This is a genomic window from Mesorhizobium captivum (assembly GCF_033977165.1).
Classification (GTDB): domain Bacteria; phylum Pseudomonadota; class Alphaproteobacteria; order Rhizobiales; family Rhizobiaceae; genus Mesorhizobium; species Mesorhizobium captivum.
On sequence record NZ_JAVIJB010000045.1, the window covers coordinates 23,582 to 48,765 of the forward strand.

Consider the following 25,184-nt stretch of genomic DNA (forward strand, 5'->3'; position numbering starts at 1 on the left):
CACATCCTCGAATTCCTCGACCGGCACGGCGTCACCTTGCGACGCGGTGACCTGCGTCGCGTCAACAAGCATCGGCTGGACCTGTTTCGCCGCCAGGACGACAGTGGGCCGCCAATCGCAAAAGCTTCTGGAGGAGCATCGTCCCCGGTGGGGCGTCCGGACTTCAAATCCGGGAGGGGCCGCGAGCCGGTCCTTGGTGGGTTCGACTCCCACTCTCTTCCGCCATCCTCTTAGAATTGGCTGTCGGATCTTTCCGAGGAGATGACGCAATGCCAGCATCCTTTCTGCTTGAACTGAGGACTGCCGCCGAGTCCGCCAAAGCTGTGGAGACGAGTTTCCGGCACGAGGCGGCAAGGCAGATCGCAGTTCTGGAACAGGACCGCGCATTTGCCTTCCGGCGGCTCAATTTCATGCAGATGATCGCCGATGCGATAGCCCCGGCCGAAAGTGAGGATATCGCCGTTGCGAGCGCCTTCGCCGCTTTGCGCACGAGCCTCGGCTGGAATGCAGACAGCGAGGCGCGCTCGGAAGTGATCTCGCATTTTACGCCGGTTGCGCTGGCAATGTTCCGCGACACGAAGGGGAACCAATCCGCCAATATCCGTGCCGCGCTTGCGGATTTCGAGCAATGGTACTCTGAAACCCGGGGCTCCGTGTTCTGGACACTGTTCGAACAGCAGATGCCGGACACGCCTGTCGTCGATTTTTGATGCGCGCCGTGCTCAGTCTGAGCGCCACGCCGGTAATGCGAGCCATTCTACGCGCGGAAGGAACGAGTTTGCGAAGCCAGCCATACGTTCAGCGTATTGCTACCCAAAGAATTTTCAATCTTTCTACGGCTCTCCAAATGACGGACTATAACTTTCATGAATGGTTCGGAGCAGAACGTGACCTTAGCGGCACCGCAGTCCAAGGGTAGGGAGACATCGCTGGATCCGTTGCTTCAACCGTTCCGGCTCAAGGGACTGGTTCTGCGCAACCGCGTCGTCAGCACCAGCCACGCTTCGATGCTGGACGATGGCGGCCTGCCGCTCGAGCGCTACCAGCGCTACCACGAGGAGAAGGCGCGCGGTGGCCTCGCCATGACCATGATGGGTGGCTCGGCGATGACGTCGCCGGATTCCAGCTGGGGCGGCGGCCAACTGGATCTTTCGAGCGATCGCACCATCCCGCATCTCCAATCGCTGTCGCAGCGAATCCATCGCCACGGCGCCGCCGTCATGTGCCAGGTATCGCATCTTGGCCGGCGCGCCACGGCCTATGCCGGCAACTGGCTCCCGCCAGTGGCGCCGTCGCGCGTGCGCGAGACGCGAAACCGGAATTTTCCGAAGGAGATGGATGCCTCGGACATCGGCAGGATCGTCGGCGACTACGCAAGCGCCGCCAGGCGCTGCCGCGACGGCGGTCTCGACGGCGTCGAGACGGTCACCGGCGGACATCTGATCGGTCAGTTCCTCTCTCCAAGAACCAACCGGCGCGCGGACGGCTTCGGCGGCTCGCTCGAAAACCGCGCGCGCTTTGGCCTGATGGTCCACGAAGCGATCCGCCGGGCGGTTGGCGACGACTTTGCCGTCGGCATCCGGTTCGTGATCGACGAGGCGGTCGAGGATGGGTCGGATTTCGAGGAATGCCTTGCCTTCGCCCGGCTGTTCGAGCGGGAAGGGCATATCGATTTCTTCAACTGCATCTTTGGCCGCATGGACACCGACTTGGCCCTGGCCGAGCAGAACATGCCTGGCATGTTCAGCCGGAGCGCGCCGTTCCTGCCGCTGGTCGGACAGTTCAAGCGGGAAACCAGGCTGCCCGTCATTCACGCGGCAGCCATTCGCGACGTAGCGACGGCGCGGCATGCGATCCGCGAGAACCTTGTCGACCTGGTCGGCATGACGCGGGCGCATATCGCCGACCCGCATATCGTCAACAAGGTGATACGGGGAGAAGAGAAGCGCATCCGCCCCTGCGTCGGCGCATCCTATTGCCTCTACAAGAAGGTCCAATGCGTCCACAACCCGGCCAGCGGCCACGAAACGATCGTCAGCCACATCATCGACCGGGCCGAAACGCCGAGGCGGGTGGTCGTGGTCGGCGGCGGCCCGGGAGGGATGGAAGCGGCGCGGGTTGCCGCCGAGCGCGGGCATAGCGTCACCCTGCTCGAAGCCGGAGCGCGGCTTGGCGGCCAGGTGCTGATCGCCGCCTCCGCACCCGATCGCAGGGATCTCATCGGCATCGTCGACTGGCGTGTCGAAGAGCTCACCCGCCTCGGTGTGGATGTCCGCCTCAACGCTTATGCGGATGCGAAGATGGTCCTTGCCGACAAGCCCGACACAGTGATCGTCGCCACGGGCGGCATTCCCGACATGGAACGGCTGGATGGCGCTGAACACTGCGACAGCGTCTGGGACATGCTGACCGGAGCCGTACCGGCGAAGGACGATCTGCTCATCTATGACGAGACCGGACGCCAGGCCGCTGTGTCCTGCGCCCTTCATCTCGCCCGCCTGGGGCGTGCGGTCACTTTCGCCATCGCGGACGACACGCTGGCGATCGAGACTCCCTATCCAGACAGGGTAAGCTTCCGCAAACGAACCTCGGAACTCGGCATCCGGGTCGTCAGTGACGTCCGGCTGATCAAAGCAGTGCGCCAAGGCAACGGCATCATCGCCAGATTCCGGCATGAGCTTACCGGCACAGAGACGGAATTGAGCGCGGCTCAAGTCATAGTCGAGCGTGGCACGGTCCCCATCGAGGACGTCTATCAGGACTTGCGTGTCCGCTCTTCCAACAACGGCGTCACCGAAATTGCGCTGATGACCGGAGCGAGGGCGAAAGAGGGCAAGAAGCCCCCAACCGCGGGATCGTTCGAGCTGCACCGCATCGGGGACGCTGTTGCCAGCCGGGATATCTACTCGTCGATCTATGAGGCCTACCGTCTCTGTTCGCAATTGTAGACGGGCGTGGCCGCGATCGCCGCGCTTGGGCGGCCCGAAACGCGCACGGGCGATATACGCGGAACCACCAACACCGAAGGAATGACCAGCGCCATCGTCGCTGCCATCGAAAAGGAAGCAGAAAATGTCCTTACATAGGATCGCCGTAATCGGCGGTGACGGCATCGGCCCGGAGGTCGTCGAGGCCGGCGTCAAGGTGCTGGAAGCGCTCGCTGCCGTCGAGCCGGGCCTTGCCTTCGAGTTCAAGCGCTTCGATTGGGGCTCGGATTACTATCGCCGCAACGGCCGCATGATGCCGCAGGATGGGCTCTCTCAGATCGAGGACTTCGACGCGATCTATTTCGGCTCGGTCGGCGACCCGAACCTTCCGGACGACATCACGCTTTGGGGCTTGCGCCTGGCCATCTGCCAAGGGTTCGACCAGTACGCCAATGTGCGGCCGACGCGCCTTCTGCCAGGCCTCACCGGTCCGCTGCGGCCTGAGCTCGGCCAGCAGATAGACTGGGCGATCGTGCGCGAAAACAGCGAAGGCGAATATGCCGGCGTCGGCGGCCGAGCGCATCGCGGCCTGCCGATCGAGGTCGGTATGGATGTCGCTGTGTTCACCCGCACCGGCATCGAGCGCATCGCCCGTTTTGCCTGCGATCTTGCCATGTCGCGGCCGCGCAAGCTGCTGACCGTCGTTACCAAGTCGAACGCGCAGCGCCATGGCATGGTGCTGTGGGACGACGTCGTGCGCGAAGTCGTTCGAGACTACTCCGGCCTCACCGTCGACTGGATGCTGGTCGACGCCATGACCCAGCGCATGGTCAACAAGCCCGGGAGCATCGACACGGTGCTGGCGACCAATCTGCATGCCGACATCCTTTCCGATCTGGCGGCAGCACTTGGTGGTTCGCTGGGCATAGGCTCAACCGCGAACATCGACCCGTCGCGTGTGCGCCCGTCGATGTTCGAGCCCATTCATGGCTCGGCCTTCGACATCACCGGCAAGGGCGTCGCCAATCCGCTTGGGTCGTTCTGGACGGCGAGCCTGATGCTTGACCATCTTGGCGAGCAGGCCGCGGCGCGTCGCCTTATGGCGGCAATTGAAACCGTCACCGGCCGGGGAGAGTATCTCAGTCCGGATCTTGGCGGCGCGGCGCACACCGCCGAGGTCACCGCTGCCGTGATTGCCGCACTCACAGGTGTCAACAGCTCGAGTTCGTCCCGCCTGGTGGAATAGAAGCCAACTCTTTCCATTTCCTGGCAGCGCCGCTTTTTCAGGCGCGGCTGAAGCGATCGACCCTGAAATCGTCGAGCGGCGTCTCGCAACGGCCGGTCGTGATGAGCTCGGCCATGGCGTCGCCGACGCCCGGGCCGAGCTGGAAGCCGTGTCCGCTGAAGCCGAAGGCGTGGAACAGGCCTGGCGTCGTCGCCGAGCGTCCCATGACCGGCAGCATGTCCCGCACGTAGCCCTCGCAGCCGGACCAGGTGCGGATGACCGCGACCTGCGCGATTGAAGGCAGCAGCCGTGCGACGGCGCGGAGCTGGCCCGGCAGGCGCATGGGGTCGGCCGCCGCATGGCCTGGATCGAGGTCCACCGGCACCCTTTCGGCCGCGCCGCCGAAGACGATGTTGCCGCGCTCCACCTGACGCAGATAGGCGCCGTAATCCTTGTCGCGCGTCCAGATGCCGACTACCGGCAAGATCCGATGCGGCAGCGGCTCGGTGACGCCCATCTGCGGGCCACGGGCGTCGAGCGGAACCTCCTCGCCGAACCGCGCGGCGATGCGCGCGCCCCAGGCGCCGGCGGTGTTGAGCAGGCACTCGGCGGCGAATGAACCTTTTGAAGTGATGACAAGGAAGCCAGAGCCGGTGTGCCTGATCGTCTCGACGTCGGCTCCCTCGACGATGTCCGCGCTCAGCTTGCGGGCAGCGTCGGCAAAGGCCGGCGCGATCAGCCGCGGATTGCCGCTGCCGTCTTGCGGCGAGAACGATGCCGCGATCGCGTCGGGGCCGAGGCCGGGGAAACGAGCGCGAATTTCGCGCGGGCCAAGTTCGTCCAGCTCGAGCCCCCAGGGCTGCGCCGCCTCGGCGTAGGTCCGCATGTCGGCGAGACCGCCTTCATCGAAGATCAGCCGGATATGGCCGGTGGCGCGGAATTCCACGTCCCGCCCAAGCATTTTCTCGGCCTCGCCCCACAGTCTCAGCGAGCGATGGGCCAGCGGGAGCTGGGACAGATGACGTCCCGTGCGCCGGATGTTGCCGAAGGAGGCGACGGTTGCTGCGGCCCCTACGCGGTTGCGTTCGATCAGCGTAACGCGCGCGCCGCGACTGGCGAGGAAATAGGCGGACGCCGTCCCCATCAGCCCGCCGCCCAGCACGATCACATCCATAGTCGTTCCTTAGCGCAGAGCGGCCGATCCTTCGATCTGCCCATCTTGTTCGCGCCGCGGCATTGCGTCAAAGATGGGTTTGGACAAAGGCCATAAGCTTTACCTATGGAGTAGCAATGCGGGCGCGGCAGCTCGAAGTGTTCATCGCCGTCATGCGCGCCGGCACCGTGACCGCCGCGGCGCGGATGCTGAACATCTCTCAGCCTGCGCTCAGCCAGATCCTGCTCCACACCGAGGACGAACTCGGCTTCACGCTGTTCGAGCGGGTGAAAGGCCGGCTGCGGCCTACTCCGGAGGCGCTCGAGATCTTTGCAGACGCCGAACGGTTGTCGGCGGGGCTGGAGGGCCTTCGCCGCAAGACTACCGACCTGCGGCTGGGCCGGACTCGGCTGGTGCGGGTCGCGGCCTCGCCGCCGCCGGCCATGGCGATATTGCCGCGCGCATTCACCAGATTCCGGGCGCAGCATCCCAACATATTGCTGCGCTCCAACATTGCGCCGATCGCCGCGATCATCGACATGCTGCGCGCGGGCGATGCAAGCCTGGGCGTGGCCATGGACGATCGCCTGCCTCCCGACATTGACGCAGAGGTGATGGGCAGCATCGGCTTCGCCTGCTTGCTGCCCGCCGGGCACGCGTTGCAGAAGAAGACCGAGCTGACACTCACCGATCTCGTCGGGCAGGAGTTGATATCCTATCGCGGGAACACCCGTCCCGCCGACGAACTGGCCCAGGCGGCCCGCGCGCAGGGGGTGGCGCTTTCGCCGTCGCTCGAGATCGATGTGTCGATCTCCGCGATCGGCTTCGTCCAGGCCGGCATGGGCATCGCCCTGGTCGACGCGCTGCTGCCGTGGAACCAGTTTGCCGGGCTTGCCGTCAGGCCGCTCGCGGCGGGACCGGAATTTCCAATCGCGTTGCTTACCTCGCGGACACGGGCGCTTTCGCGGGCCGATGAGATGATGCGCGATCAAATCCGTGCCGCATGCTCCGCTGTCCTGGGCGAACGAGACGGAAGAGTATAAGCAAGACTTATAACCTAACCCGTCATCCATCTTGGACCCGGACCATCCGGTCGTGCCAGCATTCGTTCGGCAGACAGGAAGGGACGCGTCATGGATGGTGCCATCGCGGATGCAGCGCAGAATGGGGCCGACTGGAAGGTCGGCGTCGATATCGGCGGGACATTCATCGATTTCTGCGCGCTCGAAGCCTGTTCCGGACGGGTCGCATCTCTGAAGGTGCTGACGACGCCGGAAGATCCGGGCGCCGAGCTGATGACGGGCCTTGCCCTTCTGGCCGAGCGCGAAGGCTTCGACCCTACCCGTATGACGCGCTTCGTGCACGGCACGACCGTCGGCATCAACACGATCATCCAGCGCAAGGGCGCGCTGCTCGCGCTGTTCACCAATGCAGGCTTCGAGGACGTAATCGAACTCGCGCGGCTTCGCATGCCGGACATGTATTCGCTGTTCTGCTCGCGGCCGGAGCCGCTGATCTCGCGCGACATGGTGTTCGGCATTCCGGCTCGCATGCACGCCGATGGGAGCGAAACGCAGGCGCCGGACATGGCGGCGGTGGAGAGGGCGGTCGCGACGGCGAAAGCGAACGGGGCGCAAGGGATCATCGTGTCCTTCCTCCATTCATGGCGCAATGCCGCGCAGGAGGCTTCGGTGAAGGCGGCGATCGCGCGTCTTGCGCCCGAGCTCTTCGTCTTCACCTCAGCCGAGGTGTGGCCGGTTATCCGCGAATACGAGCGCAGCTCGACGGCCATCCTCAATGGCTATGTCCATCCGCGCGTCTCAGGCTATCTGACTGCGCTGGAAGAGCGGCTGAAGGATCGCGACGTGCCTGCACGCCCGATGCTGACGAAGTCGAACGGCGGGCTGATGAACGCTGCCGAAGGCAAGCGCGCCTGCGTGAACATGCTGCTGTCGGGAACGGCCTCCGGCGTCATTGGCGCCTCCTGGCTGGCGCGCCAGGCCGGAGAGGATAAGGTTCTCACCCTCGACATCGGCGGAACCTCGGCCGACTTCGCGCTCATCATCGGCGGCGAGCCGCAGTTCGGAACCGGCGAGCTGATCGGCGAATTTCCGCTGCATATCCCATCCGTGTCGGTCAGCTCGATCGGCGTCGGCGGCGGCTCGATCGCCAGCGTCGACGCGCAAGGGGTGCTGCGCGTCGGCCCTGAGTCGGCCGGTTCGACGCCTGGACCGGCATGCTATGGCCGTGGCGGCGAGCGGGCGACGGTGACGGACGCCATGGTGGTGTGCGGGTGGCTCGGTCACAGCGAGATGGCCTATGGCCAGCTCCGGATCGATACCGGGCTGGCGCATCGCGCTGTCGGCGAGCTTGCCGCGCAGCTCGGCCGCCCGGTCGAGCAGACCGCGCAGGCGATCCTCGACATCGCGGTGTCGGAGATGTTCGTCGAGGTCGAGAAACTCGCCTCGCGCGCCGGCGTCGACTTACGCGAATTCACGCTGATGCCCTTCGGCGGCGGCGGCCCCATGCTCGGCGCCTTCCTTGCCCGCGAGCTCGGGATGAAGCGCGTCATGGCGGCGCGCCGTCCCGGCGTGGTGTCGGCGCTGGGCGGGCTGGTGGCCGATCTGCGCGGAGACTTCATCCGCACGATCTTCAGTCCGCTGTCGGTCGCGTCGCTTCCCGCGATCTGCGAGGCCTTCGAGGCGCTTGCGCAGGAGGGCTGCGGCTGGCTCGCGGCGCAGGGGCACGATGCGGCCGCTGAGCTCAATCTCTCCTGCGACATGCGCTATGTCGGGCAGAGCTATGAGATCGAGGTCGTCCTTTCGCCGGAATGGCTGGTCGATGGCGATGCGGAGGCAGTCGAGCGTGCCTTCCACCTCACGCATGAGCAGCTCTACGATTTCCACGATCCGGAGGGCGAGATAGAGCTTGTGAGCGTCCGGTTGTCCGCCGTGGGCACGGGTCCGGCGCTCTCCTTCCCGCAGACCGACGAGATCGACGCCCCGGCCGTTCCGGCGCGCCGGCTTCCTGTCTATACGGGCCTGAGCGTCGAGACCGTCGACCTCCACGACCGGCAGACGCTCGTACCCGGCAGCACGTTCCGCGGGCCCGCCGTGGTGGTGCAGGAAGACACGACCTTTGCTATTCCCGCGGGAACGCAGGCACGGGTCGACCGCCACCTCAACCTTCTGCTGACCTTCGCGGAGTAACGCCTTGTTCGACCGGACAAATCTTCAGGTTCTGGCAAATCATGCCCGCGCGGCCGCAGAGAACATGGCGCACACGCTGCACCGCACCGCGCACTCCGCCTTCGTCAAGGAGACGCAGGACTTCACGGTGATGCTGATGGACCGTTCAGGGGCGACTTTCGCCGTCCCGATGGAACTTGGCGCCACCTGGTATCCAGGGCTTTCCTATCACCGCGCGATCGCGATGCTCGACGACTATCGGCCCGGAGACGTCGCCTTCACCAACGATCCTTATTCCGGCCACGTCGCCACGCATGCGCCCGACACACATCTGTGGAAGCCGGTCTTCGTCGACGGCGAGATCGTCGCCTGGACCGGAGGGCACATTCACAACACCGACATGGGCGGCGCGGTGCCGGCTTCGCTGAGCCGCGCGCTCACCGAAATCCATCAGGAAGGCATCCGCTTTCCGCCGATGAAGCTGGTGAGGGAAGGCGTCTTCGACGAGACGATCCTCAGGATCATGAGCACCAATGTGCGTAAACCCGACCTCAACATCGGCGACATCAAGGCGCTGGTCGGCGCGCTCAACACCGGCGAGCGCAAGATCCAGGCGATGGTGAGGAAGTTCGGCAAGGCCGGCTTCATCGAAGGCGTTTCGGCTCTTCTCGACCATGCGGAGGCGCAGGCGCGCGACGTGCTGCGCTCCATGCCCGACGGCAGGTGGGAATTCGCCGACTATGCCGACGAGGATTCGGTCGAGGCCAATCCCTGCCGGCTGAAGCTGGCACTGACGATCAGGGGCGACGAGGCGGTCCTCGACTTCACCGGCTCCGATCCGCAGCTTGGCTCCTCGCTCAACGTGCCTTCGGGCGGCGACCCGCGCCACACGATGCTGCTGGTCGGCGTCTACTATGTGCTCTACACGCTCAACCCGAAGATCCTGCTCAACACGGGCCTTACCCGGCCTTTCACCTGCATCACGCCGCAAGGTTCGGTGCTGAACCCGGTCTATCCCGCAGCCGTCGGCATGCGCTCGCTCACCTGTGCCCGGCTGCGCTCGGTCATCTTCGGCGCCTTCTCGCAAGCCCTGCCGGAACGCCTGCCGGCGGCGCCGGCCGGCAACAATTGCATCGTCAACGTCATGACCACGGACGAGCGGACCAGTCGGAGCGTCATCGCGGCGGTAAACCCGGTGGTGGGCGGCGGCGGCGCGATGCCGCATCGCGACGGCACCAACGGATCGGGCGCGGATGCCGCGTATCTGAAGAACACGCCGATCGAAATCACCGAGACCGAAACCCCGGTCGAGTTCGTTAAGTACGGGCTCGCCCGGGACAGCGGCGGCGCAGGCCGCTGGCGCGGCGGGCTGGCGACCGAGATGGCCTTCCGCGTCTTTGCCCCCGACTCCAGGATCACGGCGCGTAACCGGGATCGCAGCTTCTTTCGTCCCTGGGGCGTGCTCGGCGGCAAGGCGGCCGGCCTGTCGGACATGGTCGTCAATCCGGGGACCGAGCACGAGCGGCGGCTCGGCAACATCGACACGGCGGTCCTGCAGCCCGGCGACGTGCTGGAAATCCGCTCCGCTGGAGGCGGCGGGCGCGGCGATCCGCATCAGCGCGATGCCTGGCGGATCGTCCAGGATGTGCGGCGCGGCTATGTCTCGGCGGCCGCGGCCGAGCGCGATTATGGCGTCGTCCTCAGCGGCGGCGAGGTCGACGCGCAAGCGACGGATCGGTTGCGCGCGGGGCAGGTGCCAGCCGCCGGTCATTTCCATTTCGGTCCGGAGCGCGACGGCTACGAAGCGCAATGGACGCCGGCTGCCTATGACCGGCTCCACACTCTGCTGGACGCCTTGCCGATCCACTGGCGGTTCTTCGCCAAGACGGAGATCTTCCGGCGCATGAAGGGGCGCTCCGGGCCGGAGGGCGTCCAGGCAGCCTTCGAAGCGGTCTGCGAACGCTTCCCCGAACTGCCTCGTCCGAGGCCGGTGCGAGAGGCTGCGGAATGACCCCGTCCGGCCGCATCGTCCGGCTGGCCGAGCGCGAACGGGCAGAGGTGCAGTTCCTTCTCGATAGGGAAATGCGCGGCGCGCTTGCGGGCGACACCGTGCTGACCGCCATGCTGGCGTCGGCGCACGCTCTACGAAGCTCGGAGTTCGGACCCGAGTCGCGCGCCGGCTTCTGCCTGATGGGAGCTTGCCAGGATTGCTGGGTCTGGCAGGAGGAGGGATCGCGTCTGCGTGCCTGTACAACCCTTATCGTCGAGGGCATGCGGCTGCGCACGACGCCGCCGGAGTGCTGGCCGTGAGCGAGGCCGCATCGCCGCGGGTCGTGATCGTCGGCGCGGGTCCGGCCGGCATAAGGGCCGCCGCGACGTTGGTCGATGCCGGGCTCCATCCGGTGGTCATCGACGAAGGACATCGTGCGGGAGGGCAGATCTATCGCCGTCCGCCTGCCGGCTTCGTCCGCACGCAGAAACAGCTCTATGGCTCGGAGGCGGCGAAGGCGCGCGCGCTGCATGTGCTCTTCGACCAGTTGGCCGAGAAGGGGCGGCTCACCCATTGCGCGCTAAGCTCCGTCATCGCCGTGCATGAGGGTCGGCTCCAGCTGCTGGGGGAGGGCGGCGTGCAGGTGATCGGCTATGACCGGCTGATCCTTGCCACCGGCGCATCCGACCGCGTCGCTCCGGTGCGCGGCTGGCAGAGCGCCGGCGTCTATAGCCTCGGCGCGGCGCAGATCGCGCTCAAGGCGCAGGGCGTAGCCCTCGGGCGGCGCATAGTCCTGATGGGATCCGGGCCTTTGCTGACACTTGTCGGCGCGCAGCTTGTCAAGGCTGGAGCGGATGTGGCTGCGGTGCTCGACACTTCGTCCTGGCATCAGCAGGCGCAGGGGTTTCGGGGACTTGCCGGCCGGCCGGTCGTCGCGCTGCGCGGTCTGGTCCTGCGGGCGCGGCTTGGCCGCCTCTACCACGCTGGTGTGGCGCTGGACAGTATCGAGGCGGACGAGACCGGCGTCACAGCGCTGCGCTGGCGCGATGCCCGCGGCCGGGAGCGCCTAACCCCATGCGACATGATAGGTATGGGCTGGCACCTGCGGGCGGAGGCGCATCTGGCCGACCTGGCGGGCTGCGCCTTCAGTTACGACGAGCAGTGGCGGCAGTGGCTGCCGAAGACCGACGAGATGGGTCGGGCCGGCAACGGTGTCTACCTTGCGGGTGATGGGGTTCGCCTCCTCGGGGCGGACGGCGCGGAGATCGCGGGACGCCTTGCCGCGGCGGCCTGCCTTGCCGATCTTGGGCGTCCGGCGCCTTCCGTCAGCGCCGATCTGCGCAAGCTGGCGCGGCTCGAGCGCTTTGCCCGTGGCCTGGCTTGTGCCTTTCTCTGGCCAGCCGAGATGGTGCGGGCACTCCCCGACGATGCGATCGTCTGCCGCTGCGAGAACGTGACTGCGGGAGCTGTGCGTGAGGGCGCGGATTTCGGGAGTGGCGAGGCCAACCGGGTGAAGTCGTTGTCGCGCGTCGGCATGGGGCGCTGCCAGGGGCGCTATTGTCAGTTGGCCGCCGTCGAGCTCGTCGCGGCGCAGACCGGCTGCGCGCCCGGCGCTGTCGGCCGGTTTCGCGGGCAGGCGCCTGTCCGGCCGGCGCCTATCGGCGCCTTTCTCCGAGAAAGCTGATGCAATTCCGGAGACTCGGCAAGGGTCACGTCTTAGAAATCGGCGACCTTCCCCCAGACCGAAGCGTCGAACCGCCGTGGATCGTAGGATGTCGGATCGACGATCGGTTCCGACCCGGTCACCAGATCGGCGACGAGGTGCCCGGCGCCGGGCCCGATGCCAAAACCGTGTCCCGAAAATCCGGCGGCCAGGAAGAGACCTGGAACTGGGTCTATCTCGCCGATGGCGGGCACGCCGTCCGGCGTGCTGTCGATGTAGCCCGCCCAGGCCGCGCTGATCGTTGTCTTGCGCAGCGCCGGCAGCAGCTCGAGCGCGCGGGCGAAGGTCAGGCGGATGGTCGCCCGGTCCGGGACCGGATCGAGGATGCGCATCCGCTCCATCGGCGTCGGCCGGTCGAGCCGCCAGCGTTGCAGCGTTTCGTGCCCCGAGCGCACGCCCTGCAAGCCGCCCGGCGCGAGGCTGCGCCACCGCTTCAGGAACATGGGCAGGAACTGCGAGGAGAAGCGCAACTGCTGCGGCGTCACGTCGACGCGCCCGCGCCCGCTTATGGCGAGCGTATAGCCGCCGTCGCCGCGACGCGTGGCCGAGATCCGTGCCGTGTGCAGCGCATCCGGCAGGCCTTCCGCGCCGGGCGAGACCGACAGGATAGAGGAGCGGACCGACGCTTGCGGAAAGCAGAAGCCGAACTGGTGGCAAAAGGAGGACGCCCAGGCGCCGCCGGCGAGGACCGCCAGCTTCGTCCGGATCGTTCCGCTTTCGGTGACCACTGCGCTCATGCGTCCGCCCTCGGTCTCGACGCCGCGCGCGGCGCAATTTTGATGCACGCTGCCCCCGAGCATGAGGATGGCGCGGGCGACCGCGGGTGCGGCACGCGACGGATCGGCGGTGCCGTCAGTCGGCGAGAAGACGCCACCCTTCCAGGTCCGGCCCGTGGCGCGGCCACGCTCGCTGGCCTCGATGCTGTCGAGCATATGCGTGGTGACGCCGGCCGTCTTTGCGAAGTCACGCCAGCGCGCCCAGCCGGCCAGTTCCGCCTCGTCATTGCTGAGGTAGAGCAGGCCGCAGCGGCGAAAGCCGGTATCCTCGCCGGTGTCCGCAGCAAAGCGCTCCCACAGATCCAGGCTTCGTGTCGCCATGGGCAGCTCGCGGGCATCGCGGTTCTGCTGGCGGCACCACCCCCAGTTCCGGGAAGACTGCTCGGCGCCGATGCGTCCCTTTTCGACAAGCGCGACCTTCATACCGCGCCTTGCGAGGTAATAGGCAGCGAAGACGCCGACGATGCCGCCGCCGATCACCACCGCGTCCGCGGATTGCGGCAGTTCGCCGGATGTTTCGATTTGCTGCAGCGGCGCGCGCATGGTCTCTCCACCTTGAAGCGCCAATCTAGCGCGTTGTGCAGGCAGCCGCTGCCGCAGTTGGGGCTGAAGCAGAATTTTATTCCGGCGGCCCGGTTGAAATCGGGAGCCGATGCGTCTCAAAGCGGTATCCGCTCTGATGCACAGGCCGGTGGGCTGTGATAGTGTCGATGGTGATTGGCAAGACAGCATTTTGTGCTGTGGCATGCGTTCTGTGGAGACGGCCGTGAAACTCGATCGGATCGACATCAAGATTCTGTACGAATTGCAGAAGAACGGCCGTATCACCAATGTGGAACTGGCCGAGCTGGTGCACCTGTCGCCCAGCCCATGCCTGATGCGGGTCAAGAAGCTCCAGTCGGAAGGTTACATCGAAGGCTATTCGGCGCAGGTCAATATCGGCAAGCTCGGCCAGACGCTGACCGTGTTCACCGAGATCACCTTGAAGAACCATCGCCAGGTGGACTTCGCCCGCTTTCTCGCCGTCGTGGAGAAGATCGACCAGGTCATCGAATGCCATCTCGTGTCGGGCGGCTACGATTATTTGATGAAGTTCGTCACCGCCGGTATCGGCGAGTACCAGACGATCATGGAGCGGTTGACCGACATGGATATCGGCATCGACAAGTATTTCTCGTTCGTGGTGCTGAAGTCTCCCATCGTCAAGGCGCACATGCCGCTGCCCAGCCTGTTTCCGATGTGAGGCTCGGCCGCTGTAGCACTTTGATTTTGCGCATGTCTTTGTCCCGAAACTGGTTCCGCTTTCGGGAGACAAGCGCTAGCGGTGGCCGTACTGGCTGACGAGCTCGGGGTCGCGGACGAGGCCGTCGAGCCAGGTTGGGTCGAGCTTCGGCACGGAGGAGAACAGAAGCTTGGAATAGGGGTGGGTGGGCGCCTTCACCTTGTCGGGCGTGATCTGCTCCACCCGCTCCCCATTGTACATCACCATGATCTGGTCGCAGATGGCCTCGACCACCGAGAGGTCGTGACTGATGAAGATGTAGGACAAACCCAGCTCGCGCTGCAGCTCCTTGAGCAGATCGATCACGGCGGACGCCACCACCGTATCGAGCGCCGAGGTGATTTCGTCGCAAATGATGAGCTTGGGGTCGGCCGCCAGAGCGCGCGCGAAGTTCACCCGCTGTTTCTGGCCGCCCGAAAGCTCCGATGGGCGTCGGTAGCGCAGCGCCCTCGGCAGCCGCACCATGTCGAGCAGTTGGTCGACGCGCTTTGCGCGCGCCTGCCGGTCCAGCCGGTGATAGAAGGCCAGCGGCCGCGAGATGATGTCCTCGACAGGCTTGGCCGGATTGAGCGCGGTGTCGGCATACTGGAACACAATCTGCATTTCGCGCAGCTGGTCGCGGCTTCGGTTCCCGGCGGCGCGCTCCAGTGTCTTGCCGTCGAAGACGATGTCGCCGGAGGCCGCCGGATGGATGCCGGCGATCGCTCGCGCCAACGTCGATTTTCCGCAGCCGGATTCGCCGATGACGCCGAGATTGCGCCCCTTCTCCACGACCAGGCTGACGGACTCGACCGCGCGGATAACCGGCCGCCCGTCAGGTTTCACCGGTCCGTATCCGGCCGTCAGATTGTCGATGCGAAGCAGCGGCTTAGCTCCCGAATCTCCATCCGCCTGCGTCTGCCTTGGTTTCGGTTCGAAGGCGGCCAGCAGTTCCCGCGTATAGGGGTGCTTGGCAGCCGAAAGGATTTCAGCCGTCGTGCCGGTCTCCTGCACTTCGCCGCCCTTCAGCACCACGATGCGGTCGGCGATCTGGGCGACGACCGCGAGGTCGTGGGAGACGTAGACACCTGCTATACCGCCAGCGCGCATGACTGACTTGAACGCCTTCAGCACGTCGATTTGGGTCGTCACATCGAGTGCCGTCGTCGGCTCGTCGAAGATGACCAGCTTGGGATCGCCGATCAGCGCCATGGCCGCCGCCAGCCGCTGCAATTGCCCACCCGAAACCTGGTGCGGATAGCGGGCGCCAATCCCCTCCGGGTCCGGCAGCGACAAGGCCCTGAACAGCTCGACCGCGCGCCGGCGCGCCCGCTCGGGCGGCATCAGCTTGTGGATGCGCGTGACCTCGATCACCTGGTCCATGATGGTGGCAGCCGGGTTGAAGGCGGCGGCGGCGCTTTGCGGAACATAGGCGATGTCGGTGCCGCGTGATTTGGCGCGTTCCTTTTCGGAAAGCGCAGCCATGTCCTTTCCGCTTACGTTGATCTCGCCGCCTGCGATCCGGCAGCCGGGCCGTGCGTGACCCATGAGCGAGAGCGCGACTGTCGTCTTGCCTGAGCCGCTCTCGCCGATCAGGGCGACGATCTCGCCGTCGGGGATGTCGAGGCTGACGCCCTTGATGATTTCGACGAGACGTCCGGCGTCGGTCGTCGCCTCGATTCGCAGATTCCTGACCTCGACGAGATTGCTCATGCGTCCCGGTCCCTGATCTTCTGCGGCAGGTTGTCGATCAGCAGGTTGACGCTGATGGTGAGGCTGGCGATCGCCAGCGAAGGCACGATGACGGCGGGAGCCGCGAAGGGCAGGCCGCCTATGTTCTCGCGCACCAGCGCGCCCCAGTCGGCTAAAGGCGGCTGCAGGCCGAGCCCCAGGAAGGAGAGGCCGGAGAGCAAGAGCACGATGAAGACGAAGCGCAGGCCGAAATCGGCGAGCACAGGGCGGATGATGTTGGGCAGGATCTCGGAACCGATGAGATAGACCGTGCTCTCGCCGCGGACGCGGGCGACGGTCATGAAATCCATCGTGTTGATGTTGACGGCGAGCGCCCGCGCGAACCGGTAGGCGCCCGGAATGTAGATGACGGCGAGCGTCAGGATCAGCACCGGGATCGACGAGCCGACCGCGGCGACGACAACAAGGCCGAACAGCTTGCTGGGGATGGAGTTCATGGCATCCAGGAAGCGGCTGAGGCAGGTGTCGGGCCAGCCGCCGGTTACGGCCGCGATCATGCCCAGCACGACGCCCGAGAAGCAGGCGATGGACACGGCGGCGAGCGATATGCCGACCGTGTAGCGCGCGCCCATCAGAACTCGCGAGAGCATATCGCGGCCCAGATAGTCCGAGCCGAGCCACAGCCCTTGGCGCATCGGGCCGAAATAATCGTCATCGACGATATCGCCGATCGGATGGGGAATGATGTAAGGCGCGAAGATCGCAACGAGCGTCCACGCCAGGATGACCAGCGAGGACACGACGCCCACGAGGTTGTAGCTGTGGCCCAGGAAGGACCGCGTTGAGGATGTCGCGCGCGCCATGGTCATCTGAGCCTCGGATTGGACATGATGGCGATGATGTCGGCGGCCGTGATGAGCAGGAGATAGCCGAGGCAGAAGATCATCGCGCAGCTCTGGATCAGCGGCAGGTCGCGGGTCGCGACCGCATCGACCATCAGCTTGGCGATGCCGGGATAGTTGAAGATCGTCTCCACGATGATGACACCGCCGACCAGATAGGACAGCGAGAGCGCGACCGCGTTGACGATTGGCCCGAGCGCGTTAGGCAGCGCGTGCCTCAGCACCATGCGGCTGCGCGAGGCGCCTTTCAGAAGCGCCATCTCGACGTAGGGCGTGGAGAGCGTTTCGATCACCGCGGCGCGGGTCATGCGGATCATCTGGGCGGAGATGACGAAGGTGAGCGTGATCACGGGCATCGCATAGATGCGCACAATGTCGGTCAGCGAATGCGCCTCGTTGACCGAGGACAGCGCCGGCAGCCATCTGAGATAGACGGCAAAGAGCAGGACCGCCAGCGTCGCCACCATGAACTCCGGCACGGAGATGACTCCGATCGAAAGGACGGTGACGGTGCGGTCGTAGAGGGAGCCGCGCAGCATCGCGGCGGTGATGCCGAGCGTCAGCGCCAGCGGCACCGAGATGAGCGTGGTGATGCCGGCGAGCTTCATGGTGTTGACGAAGCGCCCGCCGATCAGCGCCGCGACCGGCATGTCGTTGGCATAGGAGGTGCCGAGATCGCCGTGAAGCAGGCCGACAAGCCAGCGCAGGAAGCGCAGGATCGCCGGATCGTTGAGATGCATGGCCTCGCGCAGGCCGGCGACCGCCTCGGGGGTCGCCGCCTGGCCGAGCAGGATCGACGCCGTGTCGCCAGGCAGCATGCTGGTGGCGAAAAACACGGCGAACAAAACGATCAGAAGGGTGACGACCGCGACCGCCAACCGCTTCAGCACGAGGTTTAAAACCCCAGACTTCATGGAAGCTCCCTGCGGTTGCGTTCGGCCAAACAATCTTGCGCAATGCAATGCCGGGGACCGGCGTACCGGTCCCCGGCAAGCGCGTCTCAGGCTTCGAGCCAGAGGTATTCCGCCATTGCGTAGCCCATCATGCCACCGAGCGGGTTCGCTTCCAAACCCTTGACCTTGCTGGAGAGGGCATCGACGTTGGAAATGTAAGCCGGAATGATGGTGCCGGCCTCCTCGGAGACCATGGTCTGCATCTGGCCGTAGATTTCCTTGCGTTTGGCCTGGTCGAGCAGGCCGCGCGCCTCGACGAGCATCTTGTCGAACTTCTCGGACTTGTACTGGCTTTCGTTCCAGGGTGCGTTGGAGGCGTAGAGGAGCGAGAACAGGATGTCCGGCGTCGGGCGCGGATTGATGTTGCCGAAATGGACCGGCGCCTTGAGCCAGTAATTGTCCCAGTAGCCGTCGGACGGAACGCGCTGGACGTCGAGCTTCATGCCGATATCCGCGCCGGCGGCCTGGATGATCACCGCCATGTCGATCGACGATGTTGCCGCGTCGGAGGCGACCACGGGAATCGACTGGCCGAGCACGCCAGCCTTCTGGAAGTGGAACTTCGCCTTGTCCGGATCGAAAGCCTTCGGCTTGAGGTCGGGATTGTGGAAGATGTTCGCCGGCGATACAGGCTGGTCGTTGCCGATTTCGCCGAGGCCGCGCAAGGCCGATTTGACGATCTGCTCGCGGTTGACGAGGTACTTCATGCCGGCCACGAAATCGGCCTTGCTGCCCGGATCCATGTCGAGCCGGATGTTGAGGTCCGTGTAGTTGCCCGATGTCGTTTTCGACAGTTCGAAACCCTGCTGGCTCTCCAGCAGCTTCATCGAGCGCGGATTGATCGAGGCCGCAAAATTGATGTCGCCGGAAATCAGGGCGTTGACGCGGGCGCTGTCGTCGGTGATGGCGATGAACTCGAAAGAGTCGAGATAGGGCTTGCCCGACTTCCAGTAGTTCTTGTTCTTGGTGACCACCGAACGCACGCCCGGTTCGAACGTCTGCAGCACGAAGGCGCCGGTGCCGTTGCCCTTCGAGAAGTCGGTGGTGCCGTCCGCCACGATCATGAAGTGATGCAGCGCCAGGATGGTCGGCAGGTCGGCATTTGGATCGGCGAGCGTGATTTCCACGGTCGACTTGTCGACCGCCTTGAAGCCGGTCATTTGCGCGGCGATCTTGGCGACCTTGGAGCCGACCGCTTTGTCGAGATGGCGCTTCAGCGAGAAGACGACGTCATCGGCGGTGAGGTCCTTGCCGTCGTGGAAGGTGACGCCTTTGCGCAGCTTCACGGTCCAGGTCTTGGCGTCCTTGCTGTCGAAGCTTTCGGCCAGCTCCATCTGCGTCTTGCCGTCCTTGTCGAGGAAAGTCAGACGGTTGTAGAGCGAGCAGCAGCGGACATAGTCTGTGGAGAGCGACGCCTTTGCCGGATCGAGCGTGTCGGCCGTCGAGGACGACCAACCGGCCGCCTTGAAATTTCCACCGGAAACAGGCGTGCCGGCGACGGCCTGCGTGGCGCGACCAAGCACCACGCCGCCCGCGGCAACCGCGGCGCCGCCGGCCAACAGCATCTTGAGGAGTTCGCGGCGGCTGGCGCCCCGGCGGATGGCATTTTCGACCATGGCATCGTCTGCACTGGTCCAGTTGGTGATCTTGTCGGTCATGTCATTCCCCTTTCTGTCGGTTTGGTCGGTATGCTCGTCTTGCTGCGGCTTTCCGGGCTTGGGTTCAGGTTCGTTCCTTCAGGCTTTCCCGCACGGCGGCCGCCAAGGCAGCCATTGAGGTGAAGTGGTAGTCCGGCACGGTGAAGCGCTCGGGCTCGATTGTGCCGCCATAGCCCTTCTGGGCGTGACGGCGCTCGATCCAGCAATTGGTCGTGCCGAGAGCCCGGGAGATGCCGATGTCGTGATACTGGCTTTGCGCGACGTGCAGGATGTCGTCCTTGCTGTCGCCGAAGGACGCCACGAAATCGAAGACGTTCTGGAAGAAGACCGGGTCCGGTTTCTCCGTGCCGGTATCGTCGGCGGTGAAGGTGGCGAAGAAGGGCGATCCGAGCTGCTTCTCGAAATGATCGAGCGCCCAGCGCCGGGCGTTGGTCATGGCGATCAGCCTGTGAGACTTTGCAAGCTCGGCCAATGCCGCCGCGCTGTCGGGGAAGCCTTTCCAGGTGCTGGGCGAATCCCGCAGGCGGACGCCGTATTTCTCCTCGGCCGGCAGGCCGAGCCTCGGCGCGATAACCATGTAGACGCGCGCGAGATCGTCGGGGAACAGGCCCGCGTCGGGCATGTAGCGGGCCTGTCGGTAGAGGGCCAGCGCTTCTTCGCCGTCGACGGCAACACCAGCCTCGGCGGCAATCCCGGCCAGGCAGCTCGTTATGCCGCCCTCGAAATCGATCAGCGTGCCGACCACATCGAAGGTCATGTATTTGAATTCGCTAAAGGCCCTGGCCAAGAACTAGCTCTCCTCTGCGCGCGGCTGAATTGCTTGGTGCTGAACAGAACAAAATTCCGTGCTGCTCAGGGCGTTCACCTTCTTCAAAAGCCCGGAAATTCGGGCTTTCTGGCCTTGTCTTTAAAAGCAGTCTGGCACTTCCCCCGCGCTGGATTCGCCGAAAAGGCGCGGGGCTGCGGCACAAAATTGCGAAATCGTCTGCCCCGGCGATATTTCGAGATGCGAAAAATTCGCCGCCCTTCATGCAAGGGCCTTGCGGACATCAGGATCGTCCAGCGTCTGATCAAGCGTCCGGCGCGTGCGCTCGACGATCGCATCGATGTCGCCGTCGGTGCAGCAGAGCGGCGGCGCATACCCAAGAACGCCGTGCGCAAAAGCGCGGATGATGAGGCCGTTGTCCCAGGCCCTGTCGAAGACCCGCCGCGCCGGCATGACCGAGGCGGGAAGCGGCGTCTTCTTCTTTTTGTCGACCACCAGCTCGATCGCGGCAAGCATGCCGCGGCCGCGCACGTCGCCGACGAGCGGGTGGTCGCTCAAGGCCGTCAATCCCGCCATCAGGCGCGCGCCGGCCTTGGCGCCGTTCTCGAGAAGGCCGTCCTCATAGAGCTTCAACACTTCGAGCGCCACGGCGGCGCTGACGGGATGGGCGGAATAGGTGTAGCCGTGGCCGACCGCGGAAGCGCCCGCGCCATCGGCGATGACATTGTAGACATGATCGGCCATGAACACGGCGCCCATCGGGACATAGCCCGAGGTCAGCCCCTTCGCCGTCGTCATGAAATCGGGAACGATATCCTCGTCGGTGCAGGCAAACAAAGGTCCCGTGCGGCCGAAGCCGGTGATCACCTCGTCGGCGATGAAGAGGACGCCGTGTTCGCGGCAGAGTTCACGCATCGCCTTGATCCAGCCTTTCGGCGGAACGATGACGCCGCCCGAGCCCTGGATCGGCTCGGCATAGAAGGCGGCGATCCGCTCCGGCCCGATTTCCTCGATCTTGGCCTTCAGCGCAGCGAGCGAGGCGGCGATGATCGCGTTCCCGTCCTCGCCTACGGGGTTGCGATAGGGGTAAGGCGAGGGGATCTTGTGCTGCCAATCAAGGGGAATGCCGAAACCGGCGTGAAAGGCGGGCAGGGCGGTCAGCCCCGCGCCGACCACCGACGACCCGTGATACCCCTGCTCGATCGAAATGAACTGGTCGCGTTTCGGCTCACCCTTCGCATTCCAGTAGTAGCGGACGAAACGGATCGTGCTGTCGACCGCGTCCGATCCGCCGAGCGTGAAGTAGACGTGATTGAGGTCTCCCGGCGCGCGATCGGCCAGTTCCGAGGCGAGCCGGATGGCCGGTTCCGAGCCGAGGTCGAAATAGGCGGTGGCGTAGGGAAGCTCGCGCATCTGCCGGGCAGCCGCCTCGACGATGCTGTCGTGGCCGTAACCGGCGTTGACGCACCACAGCCCGGCGAAGCCGTCGAGGAGTTGCCGGCCGGACGCATCGGTCACCGTCGCGCCCTTCGCCGATTTCAGCACCCGCACGCCGAGCGCCTCGTGGCCGCGATATGAGGAGACCGGATGGATGAGATGCGCGCGATCGAGTTCGATCAGGGAATTGGCAAGCATTGTTGTCCTCCGGACTAGAGCGAGATGCCGATAAGTGTCGAGCGGTTTTCGGGCGACATCATGCTCTATCTCTTTGATTTAGAGCCGGATTCAGATTTCAGGTCGACTCGACCTGAAATCATCCGGCTCTAGCCGAGCGCCTGGTTGGCGAGGGCGTAAACTTTTGGCCTGGCCTGTTCGGCGCCTTTCTTGGGCGGACGGTCCATGGCCACGCCGCCGCCGACATGGGCGAGGCCGATTTCCGCGAGCCAGCCGGCGATGCCGGTCCTGCTGTCGGTATCGACGCGCAGGAAAGCGGCGGGGCGCGACGCGGCGAAGAAGCCGATCAGAGCCTGGGCGGCGTCAGCGCTTCCCGCGATGACCGGACCGATCACCTCGCCGCGTCCGAACGGGCGGATCGCGGCATAGGCCTCGATGGCGCCATTGCGGCGGATGACAGCGAATTGGCCGCGCTCGGCCAGCACATCGATCAAGGCTTCACGGTCGGCGCCATAGGCGTCGCGGTCCAGCGCCTTGATTTCGGGCAGATCGCCGGTGCTTGCCGTTTCCACGCCGCCAGGCGCGCGAAGCGTTGCCACCCTGCCCTGATGTTGCAGAATGGTGCCCGAGGGCACGAAGCCCAGCTTCTGATAGAGCGGCATGCCGTCGGCCGTCGCGACGAGCCGCAGCGGACGGTCCCCGGCGAGGGCGAAGGCCTGTTCCATGAGCCGGCGCCCGAGCCCCTTGCCACGCGCGTTCCTGTCGACGATCACCATGTTGATCATGGCGCAGTCCGCACCGTATGGCGTGACCAGGATGGTTCCGGCGACCCGGCCCTGGTCGTCGAGCGCGACCGCGCCGCTGGAGAGCTGCAGCGCCATCTGCCAGTCTTGCGGACGATGCGGCCAATTCTCCTGGCGAGAAAGCTCCACCGCGCCCTCGATATGGTCCGGCCCGAAGTCCTGGAGTTCGATCTCGCCCTGCTGCATGGAGCATCCTTCCGTCTGCCCCAAGTCTCGGCTATCGGCGCGCCGCAGATCGTCTGAAGGTTTCGGCTTCGGCGGTATCTTTCGCCGTAGCGTGGGGCGCGCGCCGCATCTTGTGCTGGCACTGCTTCCGGCACATGCGCTGCACGGCGCGGTACTGCACTGCCATCGACAGGCAAGATGCTACAGCGTGCCGAACCGGACGGCGGATACGGAACTTTCTGCTTCCGGAACGGCCATTTCGGTCAGGTGGCTCGCTACCTGCCGGCCTATGATGAAAGACATCCCAACGCGGATGTGCTTCCACCGGAGATCGACGGACATGGCTTCTTTCAGGCCCAAATACATCACCTTCGACTGCTACGGCACGTTGACCAATTTCCAGATGGCGGAAGCGGCGCGCGACCTCTATGGCAATCGGCTGGATGAGCCGCGCATGCAGGAGTTCATCAAGAACTTCGCGGCGTACCGGCTCGATGAGATCCTAGGCGACTGGAAGCCCTATGCCGACGTCATCCACAACGCGCTCGAGCGCGCTTGCAAGCGCAACGCCGTCGCCTTCAGTGCCGACGACGCCAGGATGGTCTATGAGCGTGTCCCGACCTGGGGGCCGCACGCGGACGTTCCGGCCGGCCTGGCGAAGGTCGCCAAGGAAATCCCGCTGGTTATCCTCTCCAACGCCATGAACGCGCAGATCATGTCCAATGTCGAGAAGCTCGGCGCGCCGTTCCATGCCGTCTACACGGCCGAGCAGGCGCAGGCCTACAAGCCTCGGTTCAAGGCCTTCGAATACTTGTTCGACAGGCTGGGCTGCGGGCCGGAGGATATCCTTCACTGTTCGTCTTCGTTCCGCTACGACCTGATGTCGGCGCACGATCTCGGCATCAAGAACAAGGTCTGGGTCAACCGTGGCCACGAACCGGCCAACCCCTATTACGGCTATGTCGAGATCGCCAACATTTCCGGCTTGCCGGGCGTGGTCGGGCTTTGAAACAGGCGGATTGCCGATGAAGCTTGTCTCCTACTGGCACGACACCGCCGCTGTCTTTTCCGGCGGGGCGCAAGGCCCGGTCGAGGGGCATTGTGACGCCGCCATCATCGGCGGCGGCTTCACCGGTCTTGCCGCTGCGCGCCAATTGGCGAAGGCCGGCGCAAAGGTGATTGTGCTCGAGGCGGAGCGGGTGGGCTGGGGCGCATCCGGGCGCAATGGCGGGCATCTGAACAACGGCCTCGCCCACAGCTACCTTTCGGCCAAGGCGGAGCTTGGCAAGGAATGCGCAATCGCGCTCTACCGGGCGCTGGACAATTCTGTCGACACGATAGAAGCACTGGTCGCGGAGGAAGGCATCGACTGCAATTTCCGCCGCGCCGGCAAGCTGAAGCTCGCCTCCAAGCCGCAGCATTTCGAAGCGATCGCCCGCAATTTCGAGGCCGTCCATGCCGAGGTCGATCCGGACACGGCGCTGCTGTCGGCGGCCGATCTCAAGTCCGAGATCGGCCCGCCCTTCCATGGCGCGATGCTGTCGAAGAAAAGCGCCATGATGCATATGGGCCGCTATGTGGCGGGTCTCGCCACGGCCGCCGCCCGCCACGGCGCCGTTATCCACGAGAACACCAGGGTGACGGATCGCAAGCAGAACGGCACACGGCATGAGCTGACAACGTCCCGCGGCCGGATCAGCGCCGACAATGTGCTGGTGGCGACCGGCGCCTACACGACGCCGAATTTCGGCTATTTCCGCCGCAGGATCATCTCGGTCGGCAGCTTCATCATCGCCACGCGGCCGTTGAGCGACGCCGAGATTGCCGCGACCATGCCGGGCAACCGGACATGCGTGACCTCGATGAACATCGGCAACTACTTTCGACTTTCGCCGGACAAGCGTCTGATCTTCGGCGGTCGCGCGCGTTTCTCGGCGACCTCGGACCAGCGCTCCGACGCCAAGAGCGGACAGATATTGCGGGCAAGCCTCGCCGCGATCTTCCCGCAGCTTGCCAAGGTCGAGATCGACTATTGCTGGGGCGGGCTGGTCGACATGACCAAGGACCGCTTTCCGCGGGCCGGCTACCATGACGGGGTCTGGTACGCGATGGGCTATTCCGGCCACGGCGCGCAGCTTTCGACCCATCTCGGCATGATCATGGCCGATGCCATGCTCGGCCGCGAGGACCGCAATCCGATGAAAGGGCTCGAGTGGCCTGCCATTCCCGGCTATTCCGGCAAGCCCTGGTTCCTGCCGATGGTCGGCCTCTACTACAAGGCGCTCGACCGGGTTCGATAGGGGAATAGGGGAATAGGTACAAGTGGACTGCACCCCTGTTGTGAGACAGGGAATAGGTGACAGCGTTAGCGTTAGGCCGCACGGGGCT

General features: G+C 65.1%; 21 protein-coding genes and 1 tRNA gene. 13 read left to right on the top strand and 9 right to left on the bottom strand.

The genetic code is table 11. The features are described 5' to 3' along the window. Window positions 1-129 precede the first annotated feature (129 nt). The 5 genes from RFM40_RS28005 (at window position 130) to RFM40_RS28025 (ending at window position 4,173) form a co-directional block, all read left to right on the top strand. Window positions 130-225, top strand: a tRNA-Sec gene (locus tag RFM40_RS28005). A 185-nt stretch (window positions 226-410) separates the two neighbouring features. After that, a complete protein-coding gene (locus tag RFM40_RS28010; protein ID WP_320229719.1) occupies window positions 411-710 on the top strand; it encodes a hypothetical protein in 300 nt (99 codons plus the stop codon). Between the two features lie 156 nt (window positions 711-866). Then, window positions 867-2,948, top strand: a complete 2,082-nt coding sequence (locus RFM40_RS28015; RefSeq protein ID WP_320229720.1) for an oxidoreductase — start codon at window positions 867-869, stop codon at window positions 2,946-2,948. A gap of 6 nt (window positions 2,949-2,954) precedes the next feature. Then, entirely contained in the window at window positions 2,955-3,086 is a 132-nt protein-coding gene (locus tag RFM40_RS28020; RefSeq protein WP_320229722.1) for a hypothetical protein, read from the top strand. Next, complete coding sequence (locus RFM40_RS28025) at window positions 3,073-4,173, top strand: tartrate dehydrogenase (protein WP_320229723.1); 1,101 nt, start codon at window positions 3,073-3,075, stop codon at window positions 4,171-4,173. Before RFM40_RS28020 ends, RFM40_RS28025 begins: the two co-directional genes overlap by 14 nt. A 37-nt stretch (window positions 4,174-4,210) precedes the next feature. On the opposite strand, the gene RFM40_RS28030 is transcribed toward RFM40_RS28025, so the two are convergent. After that, on the bottom strand, window positions 4,211-5,326 hold the full coding sequence (locus tag RFM40_RS28030) for an NAD(P)/FAD-dependent oxidoreductase (RefSeq protein ID WP_320229724.1): 1,116 nt from the start codon (window positions 5,324-5,326) through the stop codon (window positions 4,211-4,213). A gap of 116 nt (window positions 5,327-5,442) precedes the next feature. On the opposite strand from RFM40_RS28030, the gene RFM40_RS28035 reads away from it, so the two are divergent. From RFM40_RS28035 to RFM40_RS28055, 5 genes are all read left to right on the top strand, one after another. Continuing rightward, window positions 5,443-6,348, top strand: coding sequence for a LysR family transcriptional regulator (locus RFM40_RS28035; RefSeq protein WP_320278624.1), 906 nt, complete (start codon window positions 5,443-5,445; stop codon window positions 6,346-6,348). A gap of 90 nt (window positions 6,349-6,438) precedes the next feature. Beyond that, entirely contained in the window at window positions 6,439-8,514 is a 2,076-nt protein-coding gene (locus RFM40_RS28040) for a hydantoinase/oxoprolinase family protein (protein WP_320229728.1), read from the top strand. 4 nt (window positions 8,515-8,518) lie between these two features. Continuing rightward, complete coding sequence (locus RFM40_RS28045) at window positions 8,519-10,504, top strand: hydantoinase B/oxoprolinase family protein (protein WP_320229729.1); 1,986 nt, start codon at window positions 8,519-8,521, stop codon at window positions 10,502-10,504. Continuing rightward, a complete protein-coding gene (locus tag RFM40_RS28050; protein WP_320220848.1) occupies window positions 10,501-10,803 on the top strand; it encodes a (2Fe-2S)-binding protein in 303 nt (100 codons plus the stop codon). Before RFM40_RS28045 ends, RFM40_RS28050 begins: the two co-directional genes overlap by 4 nt. Beyond that, the gene (locus RFM40_RS28055) at window positions 10,800-12,167 is read left to right on the top strand and encodes an FAD/NAD(P)-dependent oxidoreductase (protein ID WP_320229730.1); all 1,368 of its coding nucleotides are present in this window, start codon (window positions 10,800-10,802) and stop codon (window positions 12,165-12,167) included. The genes RFM40_RS28050 and RFM40_RS28055 overlap by 4 nt, the downstream gene beginning before the upstream one ends. A 32-nt stretch (window positions 12,168-12,199) precedes the next feature. Here RFM40_RS28055 and RFM40_RS28060 read toward each other — a convergent pair whose 3' ends face one another. Continuing rightward, window positions 12,200-13,525 carry an NAD(P)/FAD-dependent oxidoreductase gene (locus tag RFM40_RS28060; protein WP_320229747.1) on the bottom strand — a complete coding sequence of 442 codons (1,326 nt, stop codon included), beginning with the start codon at window positions 13,523-13,525 and terminating at the stop codon, window positions 12,200-12,202. Between the two features lie 223 nt (window positions 13,526-13,748). On the opposite strand from RFM40_RS28060, the gene RFM40_RS28065 reads away from it, so the two are divergent. Further along, a complete protein-coding gene (locus RFM40_RS28065; protein WP_126099031.1) occupies window positions 13,749-14,225 on the top strand; it encodes an Lrp/AsnC family transcriptional regulator in 477 nt (158 codons plus the stop codon). Window positions 14,226-14,300: 75 nt separating this feature from the next. Here the strand turns inward: RFM40_RS28065 and RFM40_RS28070 are convergent, their stop codons facing one another. The 7 genes from RFM40_RS28070 to RFM40_RS28100 all read right to left on the bottom strand — a co-directional run bounded on the left by RFM40_RS28070 (window position 14,301) and on the right by RFM40_RS28100 (window position 22,817). Beyond that, window positions 14,301-15,956, bottom strand: coding sequence for an ABC transporter ATP-binding protein (locus tag RFM40_RS28070; RefSeq protein WP_320229731.1), 1,656 nt, complete (start codon window positions 15,954-15,956; stop codon window positions 14,301-14,303). After that, on the bottom strand, window positions 15,953-16,804 hold the full coding sequence (locus tag RFM40_RS28075) for an ABC transporter permease (RefSeq protein ID WP_320229733.1): 852 nt from the start codon (window positions 16,802-16,804) through the stop codon (window positions 15,953-15,955). Before RFM40_RS28075 ends, RFM40_RS28070 begins: the two co-directional genes overlap by 4 nt. Then, window positions 16,801-17,751, bottom strand: a complete 951-nt coding sequence (locus RFM40_RS28080; RefSeq protein ID WP_126099041.1) for an ABC transporter permease — start codon at window positions 17,749-17,751, stop codon at window positions 16,801-16,803. Before RFM40_RS28080 ends, RFM40_RS28075 begins: the two co-directional genes overlap by 4 nt. Before the next feature lie 86 nt (window positions 17,752-17,837). Next, window positions 17,838-19,448: an ABC transporter substrate-binding protein gene (locus tag RFM40_RS28085; protein WP_320229735.1), complete on the bottom strand. Its 1,611-nt coding sequence runs from the start codon at window positions 19,446-19,448 to the stop codon at window positions 17,838-17,840. 64 nt (window positions 19,449-19,512) lie between these two features. Continuing rightward, on the bottom strand, window positions 19,513-20,205 hold the full coding sequence (locus RFM40_RS28090; protein WP_430691738.1) for an HAD-IA family hydrolase: 693 nt from the start codon (window positions 20,203-20,205) through the stop codon (window positions 19,513-19,515). Window positions 20,206-20,475: 270 nt separating this feature from the next. Then, on the bottom strand, window positions 20,476-21,849 hold the full coding sequence (locus tag RFM40_RS28095) for an aspartate aminotransferase family protein (RefSeq protein ID WP_320229737.1): 1,374 nt from the start codon (window positions 21,847-21,849) through the stop codon (window positions 20,476-20,478). A 128-nt stretch (window positions 21,850-21,977) separates the two neighbouring features. Beyond that, window positions 21,978-22,817, bottom strand: coding sequence for a GNAT family N-acetyltransferase (locus tag RFM40_RS28100; protein ID WP_320229738.1), 840 nt, complete (start codon window positions 22,815-22,817; stop codon window positions 21,978-21,980). Between the two features lie 319 nt (window positions 22,818-23,136). Between RFM40_RS28100 and RFM40_RS28105 the strand changes: the two genes are divergently transcribed. Together RFM40_RS28105 and RFM40_RS28110 are read left to right on the top strand one after the other, a co-directional pair. Next, window positions 23,137-23,805, top strand: coding sequence for a haloacid dehalogenase type II (locus RFM40_RS28105; protein WP_320229740.1), 669 nt, complete (start codon window positions 23,137-23,139; stop codon window positions 23,803-23,805). 16 nt (window positions 23,806-23,821) lie between these two features. Then, the gene (locus tag RFM40_RS28110; protein WP_320229742.1) at window positions 23,822-25,096 is read left to right on the top strand and encodes an NAD(P)/FAD-dependent oxidoreductase; all 1,275 of its coding nucleotides are present in this window, start codon (window positions 23,822-23,824) and stop codon (window positions 25,094-25,096) included. Window positions 25,097-25,184 lie beyond the last annotated feature (88 nt).